This window comes from Bacillus sp. FSL R5-0447 (assembly GCF_038606125.1).
GTDB lineage: Bacteria > Bacillota > Bacilli > Bacillales > Bacillaceae > Bacillus > Bacillus velezensis.
In genome coordinates this window covers 1,748,175-1,773,415 of record NZ_CP152012.1, presented here as the reverse complement: position 1 = coordinate 1,773,415, position 25,241 = coordinate 1,748,175, and the positions used below count along the sequence as shown (strand labels likewise).

Genomic DNA, 25,241 nt, shown 5'->3' with positions numbered 1-25,241 from the left:
ATACCTTTATTAAATCGTTGTTTCACCTTGTTTAACAGTTCGAATGTGCAGCATGCAGGACTTTGGCTCAAATTCAATCGTCCGGCCGCTTGAGCCGCCCGTATCTTCACTGATGACCGGAATGTTATACAATGAAAGCTGCTCTTTGATGGCCGCTACATTCCTCGGACCGATTTTCATCAGGTCGTTTGTCATTTTAAACTTAAACATCTCCGCTCCCCCGGCGAGTTTTGCCTTCAGGGCAAACTTGCGGCAGCCGGCTTTCAAAAGCATATCAATCGTCATCTTAACGGCGGTGTCCGCGTATTTTGCACGGTTGAGCTCCGCCGTTTTTGATAAACCGGAGTCCGGCAGCATGACGTGAACGAGTCCTGCCGTTTGTTTGTCTTTATCGTATAAAACCAGCCCTACGCATGAACCGAGTCCCGAGGTCCGGATTTTATCCGGGTAACGCGCGACTTGAACATCCGCAATCCCCACTTTAACGACTGCGGCTTCCGCACGGCTCATAAAGCCGCACCCAATGAGACGAAGAGCTTTTCAAAAGAATCATAGTCCGGGAGCATAAACATGTGGGCTTTGAGCTCCTGCCGGCTGCCCTGGTCAAAAATAGAAGTATCCACGACAATGGCATGCTCTCCGACTTGGCTGAGCTCCATCAGCCCTTCACTGATAACCGCGCCGAACATATCAAGTGAGATTTCCGGCACGCTCGGGTAAATCTCAAGCTTTGTCAAATCAGCCAATGCCGTTAAATAGGAACCTGCTAAAATATTGCCGAACTCATGTAAAGCAGAAGAACTTAAATGATCTTCACCCAACTGGTCAATATCAAAATCCGGATTTCCGATCAGCTCTCTGATAAACTGTTCCGCCTGATGGAAAGGCATGATGAGAAAGATAGAGCCGGTCATGTCGCCTTCCATTCTTAAAAAGATACTGGCGACCGGCGTTTCAGCCCCGCCGAAAAAATCAGCGAGCTCATCAAATGTCAATAAAGTCGCAAACGGCACTTCCATGTCTATCTTTCTGTTCAGCAGCTGAGCCATTGCAGAAGCCGAGTGACCCGCCCCGATATTTCCGACTTCCCGCAAAATATCCATCTGCTCTTCTTTGATCGCTTCAAACTTACTCATGTTGTCTTTTCCCCTTTAAGCATTAGGCTCTCCGGACGCAGATGCCGAAGCACCTTTATCCAGCACCGCATGCGCATCGATAATATTGAGGAGCCTGTTATCTTGCTTGACGATCTGTTTAATCCACACATCCGTTTCCTTTGTCTGGCTTTCAGGCGCGGATTCGATTTCATTTTCATGCACGGTGATGACGTCATTGGCCTCATCCACGACCCATCCGACATCGGCGTCACGATAAGAAATGATGATAATCCGAGTCTCTTCTGTGATGTCCTGTTCAGGCTGATTCAGACGTTTTCTTAAATCAAGAACCGGGGTAATCACTCCGCGCAGATTGATAACGCCGCGGATATAAGATTCCACACCCGGGACCCTCGTCGGTTTTTGCCACTTTTCAATTGATTTCACCTGGGAAACTGAGATAGCGTATTCTTTCCCGTTTATCATAAACACAATCATTTTTTCACCTGTTTTGATTTCAGCAGTCATTCGGGCACCTCCTCGTGTCGTTTTAGTAGATCAGCGCATTGCAATCAATAATCAGCGCCACTTCTCCGTTTCCGAGAATCGTAGCGCCGGAAATCGCAAAGACGTTCGTCAAATAGTCGCCGAGTGATTTCAGTACGACTTCCTGCTGTCCGATAAAAGAGTCCACGACAAAAGCAGTGGATTTATCGCCCTTTTTCACGACGATGACATGGAACTGATCGGCATCCTGTTTTGAATCCGTAATGCCGAATTCTTTTTTCAGATAGACGATCGGAACGATTTGGCCTCTGAAATCAATCACTTCTCTGTCATGCGTCTGCAGGATATCTTTCTTATCAATAACAGCCGTCTCTATAATAGAAGAAATCGGTATCGCAAACGTCTCTTCTTCCAGTTTAATGAGAAGAACGGATATAATTGAAAGTGTCAGCGGAAGCTGGATACTGAAAAGAGAACCTTGACCTTCCGCGGATTTGACACTGACAGAGCCGCCGAGTGATTCGAGTTTATTTTTTACGACATCCAGGCCGACGCCCCGCCCTGAAATGTCAGAAATTTGATCGGCAGTCGAGAAGCCCGGAGCAAAAATAAGCTCGTAAATCTCATTATCTTCAAGCGTTTCAGCATCACGTTCGGTGATTACACTCCGCTCGAGCGCTTTTTCAAGAATTTTCTTTCTGTTCAGGCCGGCCCCGTCATCTTCAACCTCAATAAAGACGTGGTTGCCGCTGTGATATGCCTTAAGCACGACATGACCTGATTCCGGTTTTCCTTTATTCACCCGCACTTCAGGCGATTCAATGCCGTGATCGATGCTGTTTCTGATTAAATGAACAAGCGGATCGCCGATTTCATCAATCACCGTGCGGTCCAGCTCCGTTTCAGCTCCGATGATGGACAATTCGATTTTCTTGTTTAATTCTTTTTGAAGCTGGCGGATCATTCTCGGGAAACGGTTAAAGACGGTTTCTACCGGCACCATCCGCATATTAAGAATAATAGACTGAAGGTCGCCCGAGATTCTGGTCAGGCGTTCAACGGTTTCAGTCAGCTCATTGTGGTCAAGCTCTTTGGCGATCTGCTCAAGACGTCCGCGGTCAATGACAAGTTCTTCAAAAAGGTTCATTGAAGAATCCAGTCTTTCAATGTTGACGCGAATCGTTTTCGAGCCGCTGTGATGCTTCGGCTGTTCTTCCGTTTTCGCTTGCGGCTTAGGCTGTTTCTCAGCCTTTTTAACCGGAGCTTCCTTCACCGGTTCAGCCGCTTGCGGTTTTTCGGCCGTTTTTAACGGCGCACCGGCAGAAATTTCGACATTCTCCACTTCTGAAATGCCGCTGATGAGTTCTTTAATTTCTTCAGCAGGCTGCTTTGTTAAGAAACACACCTGAAAATCCGTTCCGAAATCTTCCGTCTCAAGCACTTCCGCGGCGGGTATTGTTTTTGCGACTTCCCCGGCTTCATTCAGCTTTTCAAATATCATGTACACGCGCACGGCTTTGAGCATGCAGCTTTCATTCAGGGAAACCGTTATTTCATAGCGGCTGAATCCTTGCTCTTCCGCCTCTTCAATAACAGTCCGTTCGAACTCGTCATAATTCCATTCAGTTGAAGCCTGTTGTTTTGAAGCCGGCGGTTCTGCTGTTTCGGCTGAAGCCGCAGTCTCATGCACCGCATTTACGTCGAGCTTCGCACTCACTTCAGAAATATCACGTTTGCCGTCTCCTCCGTCAATAATGGACTGCACCATCTCTTCAAGATGATCAAGCGCTTCAAACAGCACATCCAGCCAATCTGATGTAACGGGCATTTCTCCGTTGCGGATGGCGTCCAGCACATTTTCCATCAGGTGGGTTAAATGCGCCAGATCTGTATATCCCATCGTTGCGCTCATGCCTTTCAGCGTATGGGCAGCTCTGAAGATGTCATGCACAAGCTGAAGGTCTGCCGGATCTTTTTCCAACAGCAGCAGCTTTTCGTTACATGTCTGTAAGTGCTCTTTACTTTCATCAATAAAGACATCTAAATATTGATTCATATCCAATTGATTCACACCCTCTCTTTTTTCACACATCCGGTGATGGATGCCGCGATATCTTCCACATGTTTAATCTCATGAATGAGGCCCGCCTTTATCGCTGACTTCGGCATTCCGAACACAACACAGGATTCGTCCGATTCCGCAATCGTTTTAACGCTGCCTGTTCTGAGCATTTCTTTTACGCCCTCGGTTCCGTCGCTGCCCATGCCTGTCATAATGACGGCTACCTTTTCGTAATCGGATAAGCGGCTTGCCGACCGAAACAAATAATCGGCTGACGGTTTATGCCGGCTTTCCGTATCATGAACGTCAAGAATGATGCGGAGCCTTCCGCCTTCCTCTGCAACCGTCATATTTTTTCCGCCGGGCGCGATGTACACCCATCCGTCCTTCGCTTCTTCACCGTTTTCCGCTTCTTTGACCTGAATATCTGACAAATGGTTGAGTCTGTCTGCAAGTGAAGCGGTGAAGCCTTCAGGCATGTGCTGAACGACAAATACAGGCGCCTTTAAATCCTTCGGCAGTTTCGGAATCACCTTTTGCAGAGCCCGCGGTCCGCCTGTAGAGGTCGCGATGAATACGGCCTGCTTGGCGGATCTTACTTTCGGTCTTTCAAATCCCGCCAAAGCCGGACGTTCCGGGATAGAAGACTCTTTCACTGCCGCCTCAGGTTTTTGTGCGCGGGACAGCCCGGCTGCAATCACCCTCTCAATCAGCTGCTCTTTAATTTTATAAAGATCAAGTGAAATTGCTCCGGAAGGCTTGGTGATAAAATCAAAAGCGCCCATTTCCAGGCAGTTGATCGTTCGGTCCTTCCCTTGCTGTGTCTGGCTCGATACCATGATGACGGGAAGTTTATATATGCTGATGATCTTCCGCAATGTATCCGTTCCGTTCATGACCGGCATTTCAATATCAAGCGTGACAACATCCGGTTTGAGAAGCTCTATTTTCTTCAGCGCCTCTTCCCCGTTTCTGGCTGTCCCGATGACTTCTATCTGCACTTCCGCAGCCAGAAAATCGGTAATCATCTTTCTCATAAAAGCTGAGTCATCAACGACAAGCACACGAATCACTGTAAAGTCCTCCTCAATAAAAAAGAAGATAATCTCTCAATAAATGCCGGTTTCTCTTCTCTTGGTTTGTTTTCTTCCGTTTGAAACAAGACATCCGTCAGAAGACGGACGGACCTGCTGGCTTTTGCTTGAGGATTTTTTATTAAAAAAGGCACCTGGTCAATGACGGCTTGACTTACTAGCGGGTCATCGGGTATGGAGCCGGCGAAACGCACCTCCGCGCCTAAAAACATGTGAATCGCATGAGAAAGGCGGTTGTACGTGTCCAGCGCCTGTTTTTGGGCGCGGGCGCGATTGACGGCAATGTTTACGGTCAGCCGTTCATCCGCGAGCAAAAGATGTTTGATCGCGCTGTAGGCATCCATAATGGCCGTCGGCTCAGGCGTTGTCACGGCGAGAATGTCTTCCGCCGATAAAATAAACGGCAGCTGCTCTTTTGAAAGTCCCGCTCCCATATCAAACAGAACGTAATCAAAATCGCTTAATACAGCGGAAAGACCATTCATAAAAGCCGACCACTTCTCTCTGTCTGCTTGATAGATCGCCTCAAGCCCCGTTCCTCCGGATATGTAGCGAAGGCCTTTCGGACCGGAGGACAGTGATTGAGCCAATGCGTGCCGATTCTCCATCACATCAATAATGGTGCGGGAAGAAGCAGCGCCGATCAGCACATCAATGTTGCCCATTCCGATGTCAAGATCAATGATGAGTGCTTTTTTTCCTTTTTCCTGCAGGGCAACTGCCATGTTTAATGTTAAATTAGATTTTCCGACGCCGCCTTTACCGCTGATGACGGCTAATGTCTTCGCTTTTTTCTCATAAAGCTCCGGCTTGATCATTTGCCGCTCTCTCATTTTCCTTCTTAATGACTCTGCCTGATCGGGTTTCATGTCAAAAGCATCCTTACAAACTCTTTTGGTGAAGCCGATAGGATGTCTTCAGGCACATCCTGTCCATTTGTCAAATAGGCGGCGCCGATTCTTGATTCCGACAGCACTTGAAACACGGAGCCGAGTGAGGCGGTTTCATCCGTTTTCGTGAAAATGAATTGATTGACCGGCACACCTGAAAACTGTTTCAGCACCTGTTTCATATCTTCATATTTTGCAGATGCGGATAATACGAGAAAGGATTGTAAGCCTGATTCAAACGGAATCATCTCTTGTAATTCCGTAATATACTGCTCTTCTTTAAAGTTTCTACCGGCTGTATCAATGAAAACATGGTCATATTCAGCGAATTTTTCCAGTGCCTTCAGACATTCTTCCTTTGAATAGCATACTTCAAGAGGAGCCTGAAGCAGCTCCGCATATGTCTTCAGCTGCTCGACCGCGGCAATCCGGTAAGTATCCGTCGTCATAAAGGCAATTTTTTTATGCTCTGTCAGCATTGATGAGGCCGCGAGTTTCGCAAGTGTAGTCGTTTTGCCGGCCCCGGTTGAACCGAAAAGCACGACGTATTTTGATTGAATCCCTTCCTGCCACCTGTCTGCCGAAGGGAGCTTTTTCACTAACAAATCCTGCAGTTTTGAGCTGACATTATCTTCAGTTAAATCTCCGGAAACAATTGAAGAACGGAGCAATTCACTGAGTACGGCGTTTTGCGTATGATCAGGAAGCCCGGCTTGCTTCAATAGTCTCTCGGCTTTTTTTAATGGTTCAGGGAGCACTTCTTTAAAATGCGCCAGTTCGCCGGAAATACTTTGATCCGGAAGACGCGGCGGCTGAACAGGCTCAGCTTTCTCCGCCGTTTTCGTCTTTTTCAATTCTTCAGCGGCAGCCGGCGGCGTTTTTCTCGCTTCCCTGACGTCACGATCTAAAACCGCTATCACTTCGACGGCCTGCTGCGACCGCAGCCCCAGCCATTTTCGTTTCTTTACTTGTTTGGAATGTAAAATAACGGCATCATTGCCGAGTTCCTTTTTGATTTGCTTCGCGGCATCCTGCATTGAAGCGGCTGTAAATTTTTTTATTTTCATTAAATATCCACCACTCCAATGCTCTGTACTTCAACATTTGCTTCCAGCTCATTATAAGAAAGAACCGGAAGATCAGGGAAATACCGTTCTAACAGCTGTTTTACATACATTCTGACAGCAGGCGAGCAAAGCAGAATCGCCGACTCCTGGCGGATGGAAAGCTGCTCGGCCTCTTTAGCGACAGAACGGATGATGCTGTCTGAAACCTCAGGGTCGAGTGACAGGTAATTGCCCTGTTCAGTCTGCTGTACCCCGTCTGCAATCGCTTTTTCCACCCGGCCTGAGCATGTGATGACCTTCAGCGTTTCATGCTCTCTCGCATATTGTGCCGTGATTTGTTTGGCAAGCGACTGTCTCGCGTATTCTGTCAAAAGATCTGAATCTGTCGTTAATCTTCCGTAATCGGCAAGAGTTTCAAAAATGGTCACCAAGTTTCTGATTGAAACTTTTTCTCTCAGCAATTTGGCAAGCACCTTTTGAATATCGCCGACAGAAAGAGGGTTTGGCGTGACTTCCTCAACAAGCACAGGATAATTTTCCTTCAGATGATCGATCAGCTGCTTGGTTTCCTGTCTGCCGACCAGTTCATGGGCGTGCTGCTTAATTTTTTCTGTAATATGCGTAGATACGACTGACGCCGGATCAACAACTGTATACCCCAGCATGTCCGCTTCATCTTTTGCAGCTTCACTGATCCATTTTGCGGGAAGTCCGAACGACGGTTCAATCGTTTCAATTCCTTCAATGACGTCATCTTCAGGCGTCGGTGACATCGCTAAGTAATGATCCAGCAGGAGCTCTCCTTTAGCGACTTCATTGCCTTTAATTTTCAATCTGTATTCATTCGGCTGGAGCGCGATGTTATCTCTGATGCGCACAACCGGAATGACAAGTCCCAATTCAAGCGCAAGCTGACGTCTGATCATGACGATGCGGTCAAGAAGATCACCGCCCTGCCCCGCGTCTGCAAGCGGTACGAGTCCGTATCCGAACTCAAATTCAATCGGATCAATATGTAAAAGCTGCACAACGCTTTCCGGGCTTTTCAGTTCATCCGCCTGAGCCTCTTCTTCAAGAATTTCTTCCTCTTCTTCGCTCGGCTTATCCGCTTTGGACAGCATATAAGCGCCGAATGCAAGCAGACCGGCGATCGGCCCCGTCAGCAGAATGCCGATCGGTGTAAGAAGACCGAGCAAAAGTACAGTTCCCGCGGCTACATACAAGAGCTTCGGATAAGCAAACAGCTGGCCTGTAATATCATGACCGAGGTTTCCTTCAGATGCCGCTCTCGTCACGACGATCCCCGTAGCCGTTGAAATGAGCAAGGCCGGCATTTGAGAAACGATACCGTCACCGACCGTCAGCATTGTAAAGTGAGACGCAGCTTCTTGTATGCTCATCCCCTGCTGCAGCATTCCGATTACGATTCCGAAAATAATATTGATCATCACGATGATGATACCCGCGATGGCATCCCCTTTGACGAATTTGCTCGCACCGTCCATGGCGCCGTAAAAATCCGCTTCCCGGGCGACTTTTTCACGTCTGTGCTTTGCATCCTGCTCCGTAATCATGCCGGCATTTAAATCCGCGTCAATACTCATTTGCTTTCCGGGCATCGCATCGAGCGTAAATCTCGCCGCCACTTCCGATACCCGCTCGGCGCCTTTTGTAATGACGATAAACTGAATAATAATCAAGATAATGAAGACAACAAGCCCTACCAGCACATTTCCGCCGACAACGAAATTCCCGAATGTCTCAACAACCTTTCCCCCTTCTCCGTGAGAAAGAATCGAACGTGTCGTCGACACATTGAGCGAAAGCCGAAACAGCGTCAATAACAGCAGCAATGACGGGAATATCGAGAATTGCAGCGGTTCTTGCATATTCATTGTGGTGAGAAGCACGATCAACGCAAGAGAGATATTAATGATGATCAAAATACTTAACAACCATGGAGGGAATGGAATCACCAGCATTGCCACAATGAGGACAACACTTATTAAAACCGATAAATCTCTTGTTGACATGCTGTTTTTCTCTCCTTTTGAATCTGAAATTCACTATACTTTTTGTTTCGTTTTATATACATAAGCCAAAATTTCCGCAATGACTTTGAAAAACTCTTCCGGCACAGCCTGGTCAATGTCAACCTGATCATATAACGCACGCGCGAGCGGTCTGTTTTCAATCGTCATGACATCGTGTTCTTTGGCGATCTGTCTGATTTTTAATGCGAGATGGTCGACCCCTTTTGCAACAATGTAAGGGGCGTCCATTTTCTTTTCATCATATTTTAAAGCTATCGCATAATGGGTCGGGTTGGTAATGATGACATCCGCTTTCGGCACTTCCTGCATCATCCGCCTCATCGCCATTTCCCGCTGCTTCTGCTTAATTTTGGACTTGATAATCGGATCACCCTCCGATTTTTTGTATTCATCTTTTATATCCTGCTTTGACATTCTGATATTTTTCTCATAATCAAAACGCTGATATAAGTAATCAAGCCCGGCCAGCAGCATTAAAGCCCCTGATCCCGCAAGCCCCATCCAAAGCGTGAGCTTGGAAACGAAAGTGAGCACTTCCGCAGGCGTTAAAAGCGGAAGGCGAAGAATATCGCCATAATGCAGCCAAAGCACCATAAAGGCGGCAAAACCGACCACAGTAATCTTCAAAATGGATTTGACCAGTTCAACAATCGCCCTCATGCTGTAAATCCGCTTAAATCCTTTCAGCGGGCTGAGCTTATTCAAGTCAGGCTTGAGGACTTCCGCAGAAAACAGAAAACCCACCTGCATGTAATTGCTCACGACACCTGCCACAAGCGCGACCAGCATAATCGGCGCGAGAATGAGGCTGATATCTTTCACCGTATCCACGAACAGTTCATGCACGGCAGATGCTGACAGATGTAAAGATATCGATTTCGTATAAAACGTTTTAATAAAGGACAGCAGCCTGTCCCGCATATAAGGACCGAGCGCGATCAGCGAAAGAAAGATAATCAGTAAAGAAACGGCTGTATTCACATCCGTACTTTTCGCGACCTGTCCTTTCTTTCTTGTATCCTTCCGTTTTTTCGGCGTGGCTTTCTCCGTTTTTTCACCGGCAAAGAATTGCAGATTCAGTCTGAGCCTCATCATGTCACACCGACCAATGCCAATAGATTCCGCATGGTTTCAACGGTAAGGCTGAAGATGTTGCGGACAACGACAAACATCACCGCCATACAAACGATCAGCATAATAAAGCTCACGGCTATTTTCAGAGGAAGCCCGACAACGAAAACATTCAGCTGCGGCACCGTTCTCGCCACGATACCGAGCGCCAAATCAACTAAAAACAGACTGGCCACAACCGGCGCAGACATTTGAAAAGCGATAATAAACATGGCATTGAAGCTTTTTGCGATAAAAAGTCCAAAGTGATCATTTCCAAACGACGGAAATGCCTGATCAAGCGGGATATACTGAAAGCTGTAATAAATCCCGTCCAATAAAAGATAATGGGCGTTTATGCTGAGCATAAATAACAGCGCCAGCGTATAAACGAATTGTCCGATCAGCGGGCTTTGCGTTCCTGATTGCGGATCAATGACATTGGCGATGGAAAAGCCCATCTGAAAATCAATAAAGGAACCTGCTATCTGAATGGCTGTCATCATCATGAAAGCGATCAGCCCGAGGCTCAAGCCCACAACGGCCTCTTTTATGACAAGCAGCATATACTGTTCCCCTATTTCTATTTCCGGCGCATGTTTCAGCGTGCTGAAGCAGATCACCGAAAGAAAAAAAGCAAAGCCGATTCGGTGAACCGCCGGCAGATTCCGATGTCCGAACACCGGCACCGTTACAAAAAAAGCAGAGATTCTGATAAAGACCAATAAAAAAGCGGGAAATAAATCAATGATGGAATTCATTTGATTCTACCCTGCAAATCGGTTCAGATGAGAAAACAGATCAGTTGTGAACGAAAGAATCGTCGACAGCATCCAAGGACCGAAAAAGATCAGTCCAAGCATCACCGCCACGATTTTCGGAATGAACGCAAGCGTCTGTTCCTGGATTTGAGTTGTCGCTTGAAAGATACTGACGAGCAAACCGACAATCAGCGCGATCGCAAGCAGCGGCCCGCTGATCATTAGTGTTACATATACGGCTTTTTCCGCCATGGAAATTACAAATTCTGAACTCACAATTAGCACCTACCCTAAAAGCTGTCAAGCAAAGATTTCACGATTAAATACCATCCATCGACCAAAACGAAAAGCAATATTTTAAAGGGCAGAGAGATCATAACCGGCGGTAGCATCATCATTCCCATTGACATTAAGACGCTCGCCACGACCATATCGATAATTAAAAACGGAATAAAAATCATAAAGCCCATTTGAAAAGCGGTTTTGAGTTCTGATATCGCATAAGCGGGCACCATCGTCGTCAAAGGAATATCCTGAATCGATTCAGGTTTTTTCATTTTGGCATAGTTCATAAACAGCGCCAGATCCTTCTGCCTTGTATGCTTGCTCATATACTCTTTAATCGGCTTCTCGGCTTTTGTATATGCTTCATCGAGACTGATTTTATTGTCCATCAGCGGCGTTAAGGCTTCCTTATTAATCTCTGAAAAAGTCGGCGCCATAATAAAAAACGTCAAAAACAGCGCAAGGCCGATTAAAACCTGGTTGGGAGGCATGTTCTGCGTCGCCAGTGAGGTTCTTACAAAAGACAGGACGATGACGATTCTCGTAAAGCAGGTCATCAAAATCAGAATCCCCGGCGCTACTGAAAAGACAGTCAAAAGCAGCAGTAATTTAACAGTGGAGCTGACTTCGGTCGGACTGCTTGAATTAAAAAGATTAATAAATTCATTCATGATGATAAGGGCCTTTCTTCTTTCCTTCAGAACGGCTTTGTTTCAGCTCGTTCAGCTGTTCTTTCAGCGCTTTTGAAAACGACGGAAGCATCGTTTGCGGTTTTTTTTCTCCATCCTTACGCGGATTTACGAGCTTGGTCCATTCCACTTTTGAAGACATCGACTCTTCGTATTGGCTCAGAATCGCCTCGCGCTCTTTTTCATCTTCAATTTCTTTTAAAAGCTGTATCGTTTCGCCCACACCGACTACGAGAACGCTGTTTCCCACTTTGATCAGCTGCACGGAACGGTTTTGGCCGACTGACGTTCCGCCGATATTTTCTACATATTGAAACGGCTTCAGCAGACGGTTTCTTCTATTCATCAGTTTGACAAATCCATAGATCAGCAGAATGACGAATAATAACGCCCCAATCATCTTTACAAAATCAAAAGCGGAGACAGAAGATGCAGAAGCATCCCCTATCTCTTGATCGGCCGTTTGTTTCGATGTATCGCTTTTTTTCTCTGTTTTGTTTGTTGATTGTTTGTCAAACCATTCGTTGACGGTGGAATTGTCAGACTCCGCCGCAAAAGCAGGGAACGGATGTACATTGAGTAAAACGAAACAACAAATCAAAGCTAGTAAACCATGACTCTTTTTCAACAGTCGTACACCCTTTAGCTTAATGTTTTATTAATAGCTTCAAGCACGCGGTCCGCTTGGAACGGTTTCACGATAAAGTCTTTTGCGCCGGCTTGAATCGCGTCAATAACCATTGACTGCTGGCCCATAGCCGAACACATGATGATTTTCGCCTGCGGATCGATTTGTTTAATTTCCTTTAAAGCTGTAATCCCGTCCATTTCAGGCATTGTAATATCCATTGTCACAAGGTCGGGGGAATGCTCTTTGAATTTTTCGACTGCCTGCGCTCCGTCTGAAGCTTCAGCTACAACGTCAAAACCGTTCTTCACTAAAATATCTTTGATCATCATTCTCATAAATGCTGCATCGTCTACAATTAAAATTCTGTGTGCCATAATCTGTTTCTCTCCTCTATGTTCGCTTATTTTAAATTGTTAAGGCGGTCTGCCTGACTTAAAATATCAGTGACTCTCACGCCGAAGTTTTCTTCTATGACAACGACCTCGCCCTTTGCCACGATCCGCTGGTTGACCAGAATGTCAACAGGTTCACCAGCCAGCTTGTCAAGCTCAATAATGCTTCCCGCAGAAAGTTCGAGGATTTCTTTGACGCTTCTCTTCGTTCTGCCGAGCTCAACCGTAACGGAAAGCGGAATATCCATCAGCATATCAAGGTTATTCCTTGATCCTTGCGCCGCTTCGTTATGATCAAACGCCTGGAATTCTACCGGAGCGACTTGAACAGGAGCAGCTTTTTTTGCGGTTCCCTGTCTCTTCGGAAGCTCGGGTTTTGCCTGCGGCTCCGGCTGCATGGCAGGTTCCGGCTGCGGCGTTTCGTATGTTTGCTGAGGTTCTGATACAGTTTCTGCGGCCTCTGACTCATGCTGGTCTGCAGTCATCAGGTCTGCGATCAGATCTTTCGCAAACGTAATCGGATAAAGCTGCATGATGCTCGAATCGATTAATTCGCCGACTTTCAGACGGAATGACACTTTTACGAGCAGGTCATCCTCAGGTATTCTGTCGGTCCCTTTTTCTTCCGTCACATCCAGAAGTTCAACCCTTGGCGGAGAAATGTCAATCTTTTTACTGAACACGGTCGACATTGACGTAGCAGCCGAGCCCATCATTTGATTCATTGCTTCCTGCACGGCGCTCAGGTGGATTTCACCGAGTGACGGATCGGCGCCCCGGCCGTCCCCGCCGATCATCAAATCCGCGATGATGGCCGCGTCGCTTTGTTCGACGACGAGCAAATTGCTGCCGTCAAAGCCTTCTGTGTAGTTCACTTCAATGGCAACATACGGATGAGGAAATTCATCACTGATTTTGCTTTTTGAAATGACGGTCACACTCGGTGTCGTAATGTCCACTTTTTGATTTAAAAGAGTGGACAGCGCCGTAGCCGAGCTGCCGAACGAAATATTCCCGATTTCTCCGATCGCATCGCGCTCAAGTTCAGACAAGTTCGCCCCTTGAGGCTGTTCTGTATCCTCTGACTGACTGCTTGTGCCGTTAAGAAGAGCATCGATTTCATCTTGAGATAATCTATTGTTCATCTTGTTCACCTCTTATGTCGTGATCTAAAATTTGCACTGCCTGTCTTCGATTCACCCGGCCGGCCTGCCCTAAAAACTTCGGTTTGTTTCCGACCAATACAGTAAGAGGATCAGTCACTGATTTGTCCAGAGTTATACAGTCCCCGACTTCCAAACTTAAAAATTCTTCTATTGTCAGTTCAGAAGCGCCCAAGAGAGCCACAACGGGAATTTGAGCCGTCATGATGCGCTTTTCAAGCAACTTCGTTTCTTCGGGCTTCGCTTCATTCCGGTCTGATTGCATCCAATAATGTACGGAAAGCTTAGGGATAATCGGCTCAAGTACGACATGGGGAATACAAAGATTAATGACACCGCTGATTTCACCTATCTGCGTATTGAGAGAAATGACAACGACTGTTTCATTTGGGGAAACCATCTGTACAAACTGAGGATTCACTTCAAATTCAGTCATTTCAGGGTCAATATCAGCAATCGATTGCCACGCTTCTTTGTAGTTGCCCAGTGCATTTTCAAATAAGTTAGAAATAATATTCGTTTCAATTTCCGTAAGGCTGTCAGCTTTGTTATGAGTGATGCCGATGCCTCCCATGACGCGGTCAAGCATTGCGTATGCGATGGTGGGATTAACCTCCATCATGATTCTGCCTTCCATCGGATGAACATCGAATAAATTTAAAATCGTCATGTTCGGTATGGAACGGATAAATTCTTCATACGGCACCTGGTCAACTGAGCTGACGGATATATGAATATACGTTCTGAGCTTGGCGGAAAAGTGTGTTGTGAGAAGCCTCGCAAAGTTATCATGTATCCGGGTTAAACTGCGTATCTGATCTTTCGAGAATCTGAGAGCCCGTTTAAAATCATATACCTTTACTTTTTTCTCTTTAACTTCCTTTTTCAGCTCTTCCGCATCCGCCTCACCCGTGGAAATGGCGGAAAGCAGTGCGTCTATTTCATTTTGGGAGAGAACTTCTCCTGACATTTTCTTCACCTCCGTATTCTGTCAAATTTGTTTTTATTGCAGATTAAAGGAGGTAATGTACACTTTCTGAACTTTTCCTTCTTGGAGATAGCTGTTTACTTTCTCTTTTAATGATTGTTTAAACGCTTCTCTTCCTTTATCTCCCTCAATCTCTCCGGCGCTTGTGTCAGCTAAAATGGAAATGATGTTGTCTTTCACCTGAAAATCGCGTTTTTCAAGTTCTTCCTTCGCTTTAGCCGAGTCGGTTTCAAGCTTGATGCCGATACGGATGATGCTGTCAGACTTTAAGTTTGTCGTGATATCGTCGACAGACACAGTGGCTGCAACGACTTCGTCAATTGTCGGCTTTTTATCTTTGCCGGAATTTCCGCTGACGACAAAATATGCTGCCGTTCCGAGGCCGGCGATGACAATTAAAATAATCAGCAAAATGATGACTAATTTTTTCTTCATTCTTCTTCCTCTATTCCCTGATCCAGTGAAAATATTTGTATGCTATGGTAAAACGATATGACTTTTTTGAGAACTGCTTCTTCCGGTTCTTTCACTACGAACTTTTTGCCGTTGGACAGTGTAATCGTCGTGTCGGGGAAGCACTCAATCTGTTCGATAAACAGCGCGTTCAGCGTAAAAGGCTGGCCGTTTAAACGGGTGACTTGAATCATGCAATCCGGAGAAGCGGCCTAACCGCCTCTCCTCCCTCCTTACCGTTTCAGATTAACCAGCTCCTGAAGGATTTCATCTGAAGTCGTAATGATTTTTGAGTTTGATTGGAAACCGCGCTGAGCAACGATCATTTCGGTAAATTCATCTGTCAGATCTACGTTTGACATTTCAAGATAGCCTGCCAAAAGCTTACCTGTTCCGTTTTCGCCCGGAGTGGTGACTGCGCTTGCAGCTCCTGAACTTAATGATTCTCTGTAAAGGTTGCCTCCGATTTTTTCCAGACCGGCGCTGTTAGGGAACGTGACCAGACCGATTTGTCCGGCATCATGAACCTCATCCCCTGCATCAGTGTATGTAACGGTTCCGTCTGCACCGATGCTGTAATCTTTCGCATCAGTCGGAATATTGATTTTGCCGCCGCCGATTTTTTCAAGATAGTATCCGTCAGTCGTAACAAGGTTTCCTTGATTGTCCTTTCCGAAATTCCCCGCACGTGTGTAAACAATTCCCGCACCTGTATTAATCTGAAAGTAGCCGTCTCCGTCAATGGCTAGGTCGGTTTTATTCTGTGTAGCCTGCGGGGCGCCGGTTGAATGAACAACATCAATGGAAGAAGTCGCGGCACCCAAGCCGATTTGTTTTGAATTGGTCACGTTTGAACCGCCGGCGACTGTCTGGCTGATCATATCTTTAAATGTAACGCGGCTTTTCTTAAATCCCACTGTGTTGACGTTGGCGATGTTATTGCCGATTACATCTAGTTTTGTCTGAAAGTTTTTCATGCCGCTGATACCGGAATATAATGAACGTAACATGTTAAATTCCCCCTGAGTTTCTTATTATTTAGATGTTTCGCTGACGGCCGTGACATTCCACGGACTGACCTCTTTGCCGTTTTCAAGCACGAGCACGTAATTGCCGTTTGAATGCTTGACTGAATTGACCGGGCTTGTCTGATCCTTCCCGTCGCTGTCGCTGAATGTGACATTTTTGCCGATCCAGTTCACATACATCGTAAACGGATCTTGATTTTCTACAAATTTAGTCATCGTCGTATTCATATTCATCATTTGCTCCAATGAAGAAAATGTCGCCATCTGGCTGATGAATTCTTTGTCATCAACCGGATTGAGCGGGTCCTGGTTTTGAACCTGTGTCATTAAGATCTTCAGAAATTCGTCTTTCCCTAAATTCGTGCTGCTGTTTACTGCGGCGGTGCTCTTCGCGCTTGAAGTGGTTGAAGCGCCCGCCGCGGCATAATCCGAGTTTACTGATGTCAACTATTCTTCCTCCATTTCATTGAGAGAAAGCTCCTCCAGCATATCTCCGAAATCGCCTGACTGCTGCTGGTTCTTCTGCTCTCTCTGTCCCTGATGCTGCTGTTTATTGTGATCGGCCGTCTGCCCGTAAACAGGCTGCTGATCCCCGCTTTGAAGCGGGACTGTAAAACGGTCGACCTGGACCGACATATTCGGAAGCGACTGTTTCAGCTGAGGAAGATGCTGTTCCAGCAGCTCTTTCGCGGACTGGCTGGATGCGATTATTTTGCTTTGAAACATCCCGTTTTCGTTTGTCACCTTAATTGTGACAAATCCGAGGTTCTCGGGATTAAGACGAATCGTAAAGCTTCCGGTTGTTTTCCCGAAAGGCGTGTATTTCATCTGTTTCCAGCCGCTGATGACCTGATCCGTTAACGGTTTATTTTCTGCCGGCTGCTGTTCAGCTCCTGCGGACGTTTGCTGAATGCCGGCAAGGCTTCTCGTTCCCGAAAACAGTATATGTGCAGACAATTTGCTGTCAGGCGCCTTTGCGTGAGTAACCGTGCCGCCGTTTTGCTGTTCTGTTTTCCCGGCTGACTCTTGGGATGATTCAGATGATTGAGATAACACAAAAGCTTTCAGCTCAGTTTCAGCCATATCCCATTCCTTTGTTCCCTTTTGAGAAAGGCCCGCAAGCTGCTCCGCGACGCTTTGAAAGCTCTTCAGCTCAGCGGCTGTCATGGAGTAAAGTTTAGATGCAGATTCGTTTTTCGGAAAAAATGTCTGCCGCAGGTCTTGAATCACGCGGTCTGGGACGCCTTGTTTTTTCAATGCCTCTAATAAACGGGCGCCTTCCTGGTAAACCGCCTTTGCCTGCGCGCTGTCCGGCAGTTCCTGCTGAGATGTGAAGAGCTGGGATACGGCTTCTTGAATGAAAAGCAGACCCTTCTCAAGCGCATCCTTGACGGAATCCCCGTCTTTTGCGGAAGAATCCGGCTCATCCGTTTCAGGCTTCGCCCCATGCTGTTTGCCCGCTAACATGTCTTCTACAGATTCGGCAAGCTGTTTCAATAAAGGAAGAGCTGTTTCAGCCGTCTGCTTTCCTTCAAGAGCTTTTACCGCCTCAAGCAGCTTTTTTAGCTCCAATTCTTTATCTTCCGGGCCGGCTTTCAGCCAATCACCGATTTTCGATAGGGCATCATTCAGCTCTGCGTCACTTGTTTTTGTTTCATCTCCGGGCTGCCGGGGAGAAGTGATTTCCGATAGGAGCCAGTTCTGAAATAGACCTAAGCTGTTTACATTCATCTTCGCATTGCTGTTTTGCACAGTCTGCGTACGATTACCCGTTAATTCAAGCAGCTTCAACTTACATCACTCCTTATTTCCGTCAGCGGATAGTTTTTCTGTATATTTAGCCGCTTGTTCAGGAGTCATTTTCGTCAAGATTTCAGCAAGCTGCTTTTTACTTAATCCGTTTAAAATATCGAGGGCTTCTTTTTCTTTCAGCTTTACGATAATGCTTGCCGCTTTACCGCTGTCCATACTTTTATAGATGTTGATCATTTTATCTTTTCCGGCTGAATCCGCAGCGTCTTTTTTCGTTTCATCCGTCTTCGTTTTCTGCTGCTGTTCAGCTTCCTGTTTCAGTGAACGGATTTTCTGATTCAGATTATCGATTTCGGACTTGCTTGTGTCTAAATCTTTATTCAAAATGTTAATTTCACTTTTTTGTTCCTTTATGGTCTTTTCAAGAGAAGCCGTTCTGTCTGCCTTCTGCTTTTCCGCCGCGCTTTTCATTTCTTTCGTTTCGGGAACCAATTCTTTTAAAACAGGCGTTTTAGCGGCTGTTTCCTGAATCGGCTTCATCACATCAACGCCGGCAGCCCAAAGGATGATGCTTGCGACGATGATCAGAAAAATCAGCGGGATCATGATAAAAAGCAGGATTGAACCGAACTTTCCAGATCTCTTTTCTTTATCGGCCATTTCATTCGCTCCTAATGCCCCTGAATCATAAACTGCTTGATTGAAATGTCGTCCATTTCCCTCATCTCTGCAGCTTTGTCTTCAAGTGCGAACATATTAAATTGTTTTTCCCGCATTTTTTCAAATTTCTTTACTTCAATGTTTTTTTCGGTGAGCTGTTCCTGCTTCTCATTCATTTCATTTCGTTTCATGATGACAAGCTTTTGATAATGATAGATGGTGTTCTCAAGATTGGAAACGAATTGCTGATAATGTCTCATTTCCTGAACGCTCATCCCGCATTTCAGCTTTGATTCTTTGTCTTTTTCGAGCAATTCTTTTTTGCTCATATTTTCATATAGTTTTTCAGCCACTGTCTCAAATTCAGAAACCGATTGTCTGTATTCAGTCAATGTTTGGTCTTTTTCATTTTCTTTTAATTCCAGCAGCTTTTGAAATCTGAATTGGTATGCCACGATGTTTATTCCTCTTTTCCAGTCAGACTCGTCAATGCCGCAATGCTGTCTTCCAATTGAGCAGGTTCTTCCGTTCCTTGTTTTAAAAATTGAATAAGCTGCGGATAAAACTGAATCGCTTCATCAATTTCTCTTGATGATCCTCTTTTGTAAGCTCCGATATTAATGAGATCTTCAGAGTTTTGATAAGTTGACAGAAGATCGCGGAATTTGTTGGCCGCCTCTTTGTGCGCTGTGTCTGAAATATTAGACATGACCCTGCTGATGCTTTTCAGGATGTTCACGGCCGGGAACTGCCCTTTGTTGGCAAGCGCCCGATCGAGAACGATATGCCCGTCTAATATTCCGCGCACCGTATCGGCAATCGGTTCGTTCATGTCATCTCCGTCTACGAGAACCGTATAAAAAGCGGTTATCGTTCCTTGTTCATTCGCGCCCGTTCTTTCCAGCAAACGGGGCAAAATAGCGAACACAGAAGGTGTATATCCTTTTGTTGTCGGCGGTTCTCCCGCTGCCAGGCCGATTTCCCGCTGCGCCATCGCGACCCTCGTCACGGAGTCCATCATGAACATCACATTCCGGCCTTTATCCCGGAAGTACTCTGCAATGGCGGTGGCCGTATACGCCGCTTTCAAACGCATTAAGGCAGGCTGATCAGAGGTCGCGACTACGACTATCGAGCGTTTCAGGCCTTCTTCACCTAAATCCTTCTCGATGAATTCACGCACCTCGCGCCCCCGTTCCCCGACGAGTGCGATAATGTTTAAATCAGCTTCAGTCTGCTTCGCGATCATTCCCATCAGGGTGCTTTTTCCGACTCCGCTTCCGGCAAAAATCCCGATTCTCTGCCCTTTTCCTACCGTCAGCAGACTGTCAATCGATCTGACGCCGACACCCATCTTTTCCCGTATCGGCGGGCGTTTCATCGGGTTTGGCGGCGGCTGTTCCGTCGAAACGGGGGACAAACCTTTCGGAAGCGCCCGGCCGTCAAGAGGTTCGCCGAACGCGTCGACAACTTGTCCGATTAAACCCGCGCCTACTTTGATGCGGAGCGACTCGCCAGTGGCCTCCACAATGCTGCCCGGCGCGATACTGGCCGCTTCCAGATAAGGCATTAACAGAATGTTTTCATCTTGGAAGCCTACAACCTCAGCTTTAATCGCTTTTTTCGCATGGCCTTTCGGATAAATGAGACAAACATCTCCGATTGAGCTTTCGGGCCCTTTTGATTCAATCATCAGCCCGATGACCCGTTTAACCTTGCCGTAGCGCTTGTACGGATCCGCTGTTTCAATTGAGTCTATTAAATACTGTGTCTTCATTGCTCCGCTCCCGCCTCAAGCGCCGTTAAAAGTTTTTGCTTTAATTGCATCAGCTGGGTGTCTATGCCTGCATCAACACGTCCGAACGGAGTTTCTATCGAGCACGTTCCCTTCGCGGCTTTTTCATCGGCATATAAGCTTAATCTGCATTCTTTGTATAACAGCTGCTGAATTTCGTCCATATGCTGATGAACCGTCTCATAATATTCAGGGTCCACATAGATGGAGATGTCATCATAATCTTTTACTTCGGCTACTACCTGTTTGACCAGCAGAAGGAAAGCCTCTTTATCATCACTTTTTTGCCGCCATACTTTTTTAGCGAGCGCAACGGAAAGCTCAATAATCTCTTCCTCAGCGCTTTCCAGTTTTTCCTCGACTGACTGTCTCGCCATTTCCATAACGGCATTGGCCCGGCTGATGAGATTGGCGTATTCAGCTTGAGCCTCGGCTTTTCCCAATGCCATGCCTTCTTCATATCCTTCTGCCTTTGCTTCTTCTATCAATCTTTGTTTTTCTTCCGCCCAGCGGTTTTTCTCTTCTTCAATCTGCAGAAGAGTGTGCTCTAATTGATTTTTCGCTTCTTCAGACACCCTGTCGGCTTCTGCTTTGGCAAAAGCCATGAGAGCCTCCGGATTTTCGGGTTCCTCCCGGTCTGGATGGGAATGTGTTTTCCTGACTTCCTGCAAGGAAAGCTTGCGCCGTTTTTGTTCAGGAGAAAATGATGATTGCTGTTTAATGATATTAGACAATAATATCGTCTCCTCCGCCTCGCGCGATTACAATTTCTCCGGCTTCTTCCAGCTTGCGGACGACGCCCACGATTCTTGATTGCGCCTCTTCCACATCACGCAAACGCACAGGCCCCATAATTTCCATTTCCTCTTTAAACGTTTCAACCATACGCTGTGACATATTGCTGAAGACGATTTCTTTGACTTCCTCGCTCGCAACCTTCAATGAAAGCAGGAGGTCGTCGTTTTCAACGTCTCTGATCACGCGCTGAATCGCACGGTTATCAAGGGTGACAATATCTTCAAAGACAAACATCCGTTTTTTGATTTCATCCGCCAACTCAGGATCTTGGATTTCCAATGAATCAAGGATCGTTTTTTCCGTTCCTCTGTCTACGCCGTTTAACACTTCAACAACGGCTTCTATGCCGCCGGTCTGCGTATAATCCTGCGTAAAGGAGGAGGACAGCTTTTGTTCAAGGACCCGCTCCACTTCATTTATGATTTCAGGAGACGTTCTGTCCATAACCGCAATCCTTCTTGCCACCTCAGCCTGAACGTCCGGGTTCAGCTCAGACAAAATCTGTCCGGCCTGCACCGGGTCAAGGTAGGATAAAATCAGCGCCATCGTTTGCGGATGTTCCTGCTGAATGAAATTTAAAATCTGTTCGGGCTCCGCTTTTCTCGCGAAATCAAACGGCTTTACCTGCAAAGAAGAGGTGAGCCTGTTTAAAATGCTTACCGCTTTGTCTTCTCCGAGCGCTTTTTCAAGCACTTGGCGGGCGTAATTTAAACCGCCTTGTGAAATATAGTCCTGAGCGATTGCGATATTATGAAATTCTTCAATGATTTCATCTTTTCTTTGATGATCGACGCTTCTGACTCCCGAAATCTCGAGTGTCAATCTTTCAATTTCTTCTTCAGACAAATGCTTGTACACAGAAGCTGATACATCAAGGCCTAAGGAAATCATGAGGATGGCTGCTTTTTGTTTTCCTGTAAGCTTGTTCTGATCACGTTTCGCCATTTTCCATTCCCCCTAATCCTCGTCCAGCCAGCTTCGAAGCAATTTAGCAAAGTCTTCCGGTTTTTCTTTAGCCATTTTTTCAAGCTGTTTTCGTCTGACTGTTTCTTCCGTTTCAATTTTCTCTTCGTTGATATCAGGCAATCGAACCGGCTCGGGCGGTGTTTCATATTCATATTCTTCGTATTCATCCTCTTGTGAGCGTTTCTTTCTGATGAGGAGAATAATAAGCAGAATAATGGCCGCAAGCAGTACGCCGCCTGTAATGTATACCCAGATCGGAAGACCTGAAGATTGTGCCGAATCTGTGTTCAGGCTTGTTTTTCCGTCAAACGGCTGAACGGATACAACGATTTTATTGTTGATATCATTGTCTGTCAGGTTTTGATTTTGCGTTTCGTTTTTATCAAGAGACGTTCTGACGACCGTTCCTAAAATCTTCTGTATATCAGCCTGTCTCTGTGCTGATAAGGAAGCGGCATTTTTCGGATTAGGCGGCTCCACCATGACCTGAATGCCTAAATCACGCACTTTATACGGGCTTTCAGCGATTTCTTTATGAATGCGGTTGACTTCATAGTTGATTTTATTGCTGCTTTTTTCGTAGTCCCCGCTGTTTGAACCGCCGTTTGTCTCGGCATAGTTCGCGGTGTCATTGCTTCCCGTTCCGGCCGTGCCGCCGTTGGCCGCGCCGTCGCCTTTATACGTTTCCGCAACTTTTTCGGCGCTTACCGCTATGCCTTCCATGTTATCTTTATCGACAGGTTCGACAGTGTCTTCAGTGCGTTTTTCCTTCGTGAAGTCAACATCCGCCGTCACGGAAACAACGACCTTATCCTGCCCCATCATTGTGCCGAGCAGTGACTGAACATGTTTTTGAATGTCCTTTTCGACCTGCGACTTAATACCTTGCTGAGAAGCATAACTGTCAGAAACGGACCCTGCACCGCTGTCACTTTTGTCATAATATGTAGAATTTTGATCCATTATGACGATATTATCTTCTTTTAAGTTCGGAACACTTTTAGAAACGAGGTGGTACAGCCCGTTGATCTGGTTTTGATCAAGCGAGTAGCCCGGTTTCATCTGCAAAACGATTGATGCGGACGCTGCCGGCTGATCTTCACCGACGAACACGGCTTCTTTCGGCATATTGATCATGACCTTCGAGCTTTTAATACCGTCCATTTCATTTATCAGGTTTGACAATTCGGTCTGAGTCGCCTCAACCTTTAAAACGTCAAACTCATTATCCGTCAGGCCGAAGCCCGCATTTTGTCCGAAAAACGAATAATCAATTGATCCCGTTTTCGGCAGGCCTTCCGCGGCAAGCTGGACTTTAAGCGAATCCACTTGGCTCTCAGGAACCTTAATGACCGTGCCGCCGTCAGCAAGTTCAGAAGACACCTTTTTCGTATCGAGCTCTTCTTTAATCTTCCCCGCTTCTTCCGCGGACAAATCTTTATAAAGAGGCACCATCTTTTCAGACGAAGTAAAAATAATAACGACGATGAGTAAAATAATGAATGCGGCCAAGCCGCTTACCATGAGTATCTTCTGTGTTTTTGATCTGTTGTTCCAAAACGCTGCCGTTTTGGTTTTCATTTGCATTAGAGTACGATTCATGTTAACCCCCGGTCATTCCAGTCATTCTCTTCAATCTGACCACTACATCTGCATTCTCATGATTTCCTGATAGGCTTCCACGGCTTTATTGCGGAATTCGGTAGCGGCCGTCAGAGAAATATTTGCTTTTTGGGCAGCGATCATGACCTCGTCAAGGTTTACATCCTTTCCTGCAGCCAGTTCGTTCGTTATTTGGTCAGATTTTACTTGTGACTCATTTAACGAATCAATAGAGTTTTTTAAAAGCTCCGAAAAGCTTGTTTGGTTTGAAGAATCAGTTTTTTGAGTTTGGTTTAATTGATTCGTTACGTTTTGAGTGTTTTGGGTTTGTTGAAGCTGAAAAGGAGTAATAGCGTTAACCACTTACATCACCTTACTTTCCGATTTCTAACGCCTTCAAAAGCATGCCTTTGGAAGCGTTTAATGCAGTTACGTTTGCTTCATATGATCTCGAGCTGCTGACAAGATCCACCATTTCCTTTAATGGATCTACATTTGGTTTTTGTACATATCCGTCTTTATTCGCATCAGGATTCTCCGGATCATAAACGAGATTAAAAGCGGACGGGTCTTCCGTAACACCAGATACCTTTACGCCACTTCCCGCGCTTCCTGTTCCGTTCATCTTGGAATGTAAAAGGGACGAAAATGATTCGCCTCCGGATTGGAGAGATACCAGCTTTCTTCTGTAAGGCACCCATTCGCCATTTACCTGCTTCGCTCTCGTTGTATCCATATTGGCCAGGTTGGACGATACGACGTCCATCCGGACACGCTGTGCAGTTAAAGCGGAACCCGAAATATTTAAGCTTTGAAAGCCACTCATTATTTTCCTCCTGTCAAGACGGTTTTCAGAGAATTGAATTTGCCGCTCATTCTTTCAACCAAAGCCTGATAATTAATTTGGTTTTCGGCTAAATCTGTCATTTCTTTGTCGATATCGACATTGTTTCCGTTTTGCTGGTACGATGTATCACTGCTGGACACGATAGAATAATCGTCCCCCGAACCCGTAAAGTCAACGTGCCGATAGTCGGTTTTTACAGCCTCAAGATTGGATGTTTCCTGATCTAACAAATTTCGGAAAGAGACTTTTTTTGCCTTATAGTTCGGTGTATCTATATTGGCGATATTATTAGTTAAGACTTTTTGCTTAATGTCCGCTCTCCCCAAGGCATTCTCAAGATTTTGTATAGTTCCAGAAAATAAGTCCAAATCCACTTACCTCCATTTCAGATATTTTTCTCCTAAAAATCCTTGTCGAGAATTGTAAAACCATATGCTTATTGTAAGAAATAACAGGCTTAAAGTCTATGAAGTTAGGCTAAAAAAAAGTGCTCAATTATATCTATTTTGCATGTAGGTATTAAGTCCTAGAATATTTGTACTACAAGGAT

Annotated in this window: 30 protein-coding genes; all 30 read right to left on the bottom strand. The window is 45.9% G+C overall.

Annotated features, from left to right (window positions below):
* Positions 1–9: 9 nt before the first annotated feature.
* Genes cheD through flgB form a run of 30 tightly spaced genes read right to left on the bottom strand, consistent with a single transcriptional unit; the run spans position 10 to position 25,059 of the window.
* A complete protein-coding gene (gene cheD / locus NYE68_RS09050; RefSeq protein ID WP_003154219.1) occupies positions 10–510 on the bottom strand; it encodes a chemoreceptor glutamine deamidase CheD in 501 nt (166 codons plus the stop codon).
* Positions 507–1,136: a CheY-P phosphatase CheC gene (gene cheC, locus NYE68_RS09045; RefSeq protein ID WP_003154222.1), complete on the bottom strand. Its 630-nt coding sequence runs from the start codon at positions 1,134–1,136 to the stop codon at positions 507–509. Before cheC ends, cheD begins: the two co-directional genes overlap by 4 nt.
* Positions 1,137–1,151: 15 nt before the next feature.
* Positions 1,152–1,625, bottom strand: a complete 474-nt coding sequence (gene cheW, locus NYE68_RS09040; protein WP_003154225.1) for a chemotaxis protein CheW — start codon at positions 1,623–1,625, stop codon at positions 1,152–1,154.
* Positions 1,626–1,647: 22 nt separating this feature from the next.
* Complete coding sequence (cheA, locus tag NYE68_RS09035; protein ID WP_007409792.1) at positions 1,648–3,666, bottom strand: chemotaxis protein CheA; 2,019 nt, start codon at positions 3,664–3,666, stop codon at positions 1,648–1,650.
* A gap of 5 nt (positions 3,667–3,671) precedes the next feature.
* On the bottom strand, positions 3,672–4,739 hold the full coding sequence (locus NYE68_RS09030) for a chemotaxis response regulator protein-glutamate methylesterase (RefSeq protein ID WP_047935716.1): 1,068 nt from the start codon (positions 4,737–4,739) through the stop codon (positions 3,672–3,674).
* Positions 4,736–5,629 carry a MinD/ParA family protein gene (locus tag NYE68_RS09025; RefSeq protein WP_053573440.1) on the bottom strand — a complete coding sequence of 298 codons (894 nt, stop codon included), beginning with the start codon at positions 5,627–5,629 and terminating at the stop codon, positions 4,736–4,738. Before NYE68_RS09025 ends, NYE68_RS09030 begins: the two co-directional genes overlap by 4 nt.
* Complete coding sequence (gene flhF, locus NYE68_RS09020) at positions 5,626–6,717, bottom strand: flagellar biosynthesis protein FlhF (protein WP_053573439.1); 1,092 nt, start codon at positions 6,715–6,717, stop codon at positions 5,626–5,628. The genes NYE68_RS09025 and flhF overlap by 4 nt, the downstream gene beginning before the upstream one ends.
* Entirely contained in the window at positions 6,717–8,750 is a 2,034-nt protein-coding gene (gene flhA, locus NYE68_RS09015) for a flagellar biosynthesis protein FlhA (RefSeq protein WP_007409788.1), read from the bottom strand. The genes flhF and flhA overlap by 1 nt, the downstream gene beginning before the upstream one ends.
* 33 nt (positions 8,751–8,783) lie before the next feature.
* Positions 8,784–9,863, bottom strand: a complete 1,080-nt coding sequence (gene flhB / locus NYE68_RS09010) for a flagellar biosynthesis protein FlhB (RefSeq protein ID WP_007409787.1) — start codon at positions 9,861–9,863, stop codon at positions 8,784–8,786.
* The gene (gene fliR / locus NYE68_RS09005) at positions 9,863–10,642 is read right to left on the bottom strand and encodes a flagellar biosynthetic protein FliR (protein ID WP_012117557.1); all 780 of its coding nucleotides are present in this window, start codon (positions 10,640–10,642) and stop codon (positions 9,863–9,865) included. The genes flhB and fliR overlap by 1 nt, the downstream gene beginning before the upstream one ends.
* A gap of 6 nt (positions 10,643–10,648) precedes the next feature.
* A complete protein-coding gene (gene fliQ / locus NYE68_RS09000) occupies positions 10,649–10,918 on the bottom strand; it encodes a flagellar biosynthesis protein FliQ (RefSeq protein ID WP_003154234.1) in 270 nt (89 codons plus the stop codon).
* A 14-nt stretch (positions 10,919–10,932) separates the two neighbouring features.
* A complete protein-coding gene (gene fliP / locus NYE68_RS08995) occupies positions 10,933–11,598 on the bottom strand; it encodes a flagellar type III secretion system pore protein FliP (protein ID WP_007409786.1) in 666 nt (221 codons plus the stop codon).
* Entirely contained in the window at positions 11,591–12,244 is a 654-nt protein-coding gene (gene fliZ, locus NYE68_RS08990; protein WP_003154237.1) for a flagella biosynthesis regulatory protein FliZ, read from the bottom strand. The genes fliP and fliZ overlap by 8 nt, the downstream gene beginning before the upstream one ends.
* A gap of 14 nt (positions 12,245–12,258) precedes the next feature.
* Positions 12,259–12,621, bottom strand: coding sequence for a chemotaxis protein CheY (gene cheY, locus NYE68_RS08985; protein ID WP_003154238.1), 363 nt, complete (start codon positions 12,619–12,621; stop codon positions 12,259–12,261).
* Between the two features lie 26 nt (positions 12,622–12,647).
* Complete coding sequence (gene fliY / locus NYE68_RS08980; RefSeq protein ID WP_015417472.1) at positions 12,648–13,784, bottom strand: flagellar motor switch phosphatase FliY; 1,137 nt, start codon at positions 13,782–13,784, stop codon at positions 12,648–12,650.
* Positions 13,774–14,772: a flagellar motor switch protein FliM gene (gene fliM, locus NYE68_RS08975; protein WP_003154240.1), complete on the bottom strand. Its 999-nt coding sequence runs from the start codon at positions 14,770–14,772 to the stop codon at positions 13,774–13,776. The genes fliY and fliM overlap by 11 nt, the downstream gene beginning before the upstream one ends.
* Before the next feature lie 33 nt (positions 14,773–14,805).
* Positions 14,806–15,225 (bottom strand): flagellar basal body-associated protein FliL, encoded by a 420-nt coding sequence (fliL, locus tag NYE68_RS08970; protein ID WP_014417773.1) that lies wholly within the window; start codon positions 15,223–15,225, stop codon positions 14,806–14,808.
* Positions 15,222–15,437, bottom strand: a complete 216-nt coding sequence (locus NYE68_RS08965; RefSeq protein WP_003154243.1) for a flagellar FlbD family protein — start codon at positions 15,435–15,437, stop codon at positions 15,222–15,224. The genes fliL and NYE68_RS08965 overlap by 4 nt, the downstream gene beginning before the upstream one ends.
* A gap of 39 nt (positions 15,438–15,476) precedes the next feature.
* Entirely contained in the window at positions 15,477–16,253 is a 777-nt protein-coding gene (gene flgG / locus NYE68_RS08960) for a flagellar basal body rod protein FlgG (RefSeq protein ID WP_007409783.1), read from the bottom strand.
* 24 nt (positions 16,254–16,277) lie between these two features.
* Positions 16,278–16,718 (bottom strand): flagellar hook assembly protein FlgD, encoded by a 441-nt coding sequence (flgD, locus tag NYE68_RS08955; RefSeq protein WP_015239855.1) that lies wholly within the window; start codon positions 16,716–16,718, stop codon positions 16,278–16,280.
* Positions 16,719–18,062, bottom strand: coding sequence for a flagellar hook-length control protein FliK (locus tag NYE68_RS08950; RefSeq protein WP_095352152.1), 1,344 nt, complete (start codon positions 18,060–18,062; stop codon positions 16,719–16,721).
* Between the two features lie 6 nt (positions 18,063–18,068).
* On the bottom strand, positions 18,069–18,683 hold the full coding sequence (locus tag NYE68_RS08945; protein ID WP_015417468.1) for a MotE family protein: 615 nt from the start codon (positions 18,681–18,683) through the stop codon (positions 18,069–18,071).
* Between the two features lie 11 nt (positions 18,684–18,694).
* Positions 18,695–19,138 carry a flagellar export protein FliJ gene (fliJ, locus tag NYE68_RS08940; RefSeq protein ID WP_003154253.1) on the bottom strand — a complete coding sequence of 148 codons (444 nt, stop codon included), beginning with the start codon at positions 19,136–19,138 and terminating at the stop codon, positions 18,695–18,697.
* A 5-nt stretch (positions 19,139–19,143) separates the two neighbouring features.
* Positions 19,144–20,460, bottom strand: a complete 1,317-nt coding sequence (gene fliI / locus NYE68_RS08935) for a flagellar protein export ATPase FliI (protein ID WP_015417467.1) — start codon at positions 20,458–20,460, stop codon at positions 19,144–19,146.
* The gene (fliH, locus tag NYE68_RS08930) at positions 20,457–21,212 is read right to left on the bottom strand and encodes a flagellar assembly protein FliH (protein ID WP_015239852.1); all 756 of its coding nucleotides are present in this window, start codon (positions 21,210–21,212) and stop codon (positions 20,457–20,459) included. The genes fliI and fliH overlap by 4 nt, the downstream gene beginning before the upstream one ends.
* Positions 21,205–22,221 carry a flagellar motor switch protein FliG gene (gene fliG / locus NYE68_RS08925; protein WP_003154256.1) on the bottom strand — a complete coding sequence of 339 codons (1,017 nt, stop codon included), beginning with the start codon at positions 22,219–22,221 and terminating at the stop codon, positions 21,205–21,207. Before fliG ends, fliH begins: the two co-directional genes overlap by 8 nt.
* A gap of 12 nt (positions 22,222–22,233) precedes the next feature.
* Positions 22,234–23,844 (bottom strand): flagellar basal-body MS-ring/collar protein FliF, encoded by a 1,611-nt coding sequence (gene fliF / locus NYE68_RS08920; RefSeq protein WP_012117551.1) that lies wholly within the window; start codon positions 23,842–23,844, stop codon positions 22,234–22,236.
* Positions 23,845–23,886: 42 nt separating this feature from the next.
* Entirely contained in the window at positions 23,887–24,207 is a 321-nt protein-coding gene (fliE, locus tag NYE68_RS08915) for a flagellar hook-basal body complex protein FliE (RefSeq protein ID WP_007409777.1), read from the bottom strand.
* A 10-nt stretch (positions 24,208–24,217) separates the two neighbouring features.
* The gene (gene flgC / locus NYE68_RS08910; RefSeq protein WP_007409776.1) at positions 24,218–24,670 is read right to left on the bottom strand and encodes a flagellar basal body rod protein FlgC; all 453 of its coding nucleotides are present in this window, start codon (positions 24,668–24,670) and stop codon (positions 24,218–24,220) included.
* Positions 24,670–25,059: a flagellar basal body rod protein FlgB gene (flgB, locus tag NYE68_RS08905; protein WP_003154260.1), complete on the bottom strand. Its 390-nt coding sequence runs from the start codon at positions 25,057–25,059 to the stop codon at positions 24,670–24,672. The genes flgC and flgB overlap by 1 nt, the downstream gene beginning before the upstream one ends.
* Positions 25,060–25,241: the final 182 nt, after the last annotated feature.

What these genes read in the sequence shown, in the direction of transcription:
- flhA (WP_007409788.1), bottom strand. Translation starts at nt 8,750, where the DNA reads ATGTCAACAAGAGATTTATCGGTTTTAATAAGTGTTGTCCTCATTGTG.
- cheD (WP_003154219.1), bottom strand. Translation starts at nt 510, where the DNA reads ATGAGCCGTGCGGAAGCCGCAGTCGTTAAAGTGGGGATTGCGGATGTT.
- fliR (WP_012117557.1), bottom strand. Translation starts at nt 10,642, where the DNA reads ATGAATTCCATCATTGATTTATTTCCCGCTTTTTTATTGGTCTTTATC.
- cheW (WP_003154225.1), bottom strand. Translation starts at nt 1,625, where the DNA reads ATGACTGCTGAAATCAAAACAGGTGAAAAAATGATTGTGTTTATGATA.
- fliG (WP_003154256.1), bottom strand. Translation starts at nt 22,221, where the DNA reads ATGGCGAAACGTGATCAGAACAAGCTTACAGGAAAACAAAAAGCAGCC.
- fliM (WP_003154240.1), bottom strand. Translation starts at nt 14,772, where the DNA reads ATGTCAGGAGAAGTTCTCTCCCAAAATGAAATAGACGCACTGCTTTCC.
- fliP (WP_007409786.1), bottom strand. Translation starts at nt 11,598, where the DNA reads ATGAATGAATTTATTAATCTTTTTAATTCAAGCAGTCCGACCGAAGTC.
- NYE68_RS08965 (WP_003154243.1), bottom strand. Translation starts at nt 15,437, where the DNA reads ATGATTCAAGTCACCCGTTTAAACGGCCAGCCTTTTACGCTGAACGCG.
- flhF (WP_053573439.1), bottom strand. Translation starts at nt 6,717, where the DNA reads ATGAAAATAAAAAAATTTACAGCCGCTTCAATGCAGGATGCCGCGAAG.
- flgC (WP_007409776.1), bottom strand. Translation starts at nt 24,670, where the DNA reads ATGAGTGGCTTTCAAAGCTTAAATATTTCGGGTTCCGCTTTAACTGCA.
- flgG (WP_007409783.1), bottom strand. Translation starts at nt 16,253, where the DNA reads ATGTTACGTTCATTATATTCCGGTATCAGCGGCATGAAAAACTTTCAG.
- fliF (WP_012117551.1), bottom strand. Translation starts at nt 23,844, where the DNA reads ATGAATCGTACTCTAATGCAAATGAAAACCAAAACGGCAGCGTTTTGG.
- NYE68_RS09025 (WP_053573440.1), bottom strand. Translation starts at nt 5,629, where the DNA reads ATGAAACCCGATCAGGCAGAGTCATTAAGAAGGAAAATGAGAGAGCGG.
- fliY (WP_015417472.1), bottom strand. Translation starts at nt 13,784, where the DNA reads ATGAACAATAGATTATCTCAAGATGAAATCGATGCTCTTCTTAACGGC.
- flhB (WP_007409787.1), bottom strand. Translation starts at nt 9,863, where the DNA reads ATGAGGCTCAGACTGAATCTGCAATTCTTTGCCGGTGAAAAAACGGAG.
- NYE68_RS08945 (WP_015417468.1), bottom strand. Translation starts at nt 18,683, where the DNA reads ATGGCCGATAAAGAAAAGAGATCTGGAAAGTTCGGTTCAATCCTGCTT.
- fliL (WP_014417773.1), bottom strand. Translation starts at nt 15,225, where the DNA reads ATGAAGAAAAAATTAGTCATCATTTTGCTGATTATTTTAATTGTCATC.
- cheY (WP_003154238.1), bottom strand. Translation starts at nt 12,621, where the DNA reads ATGGCACACAGAATTTTAATTGTAGACGATGCAGCATTTATGAGAATG.
- fliI (WP_015417467.1), bottom strand. Translation starts at nt 20,460, where the DNA reads ATGAAGACACAGTATTTAATAGACTCAATTGAAACAGCGGATCCGTAC.
- cheC (WP_003154222.1), bottom strand. Translation starts at nt 1,136, where the DNA reads ATGAGTAAGTTTGAAGCGATCAAAGAAGAGCAGATGGATATTTTGCGG.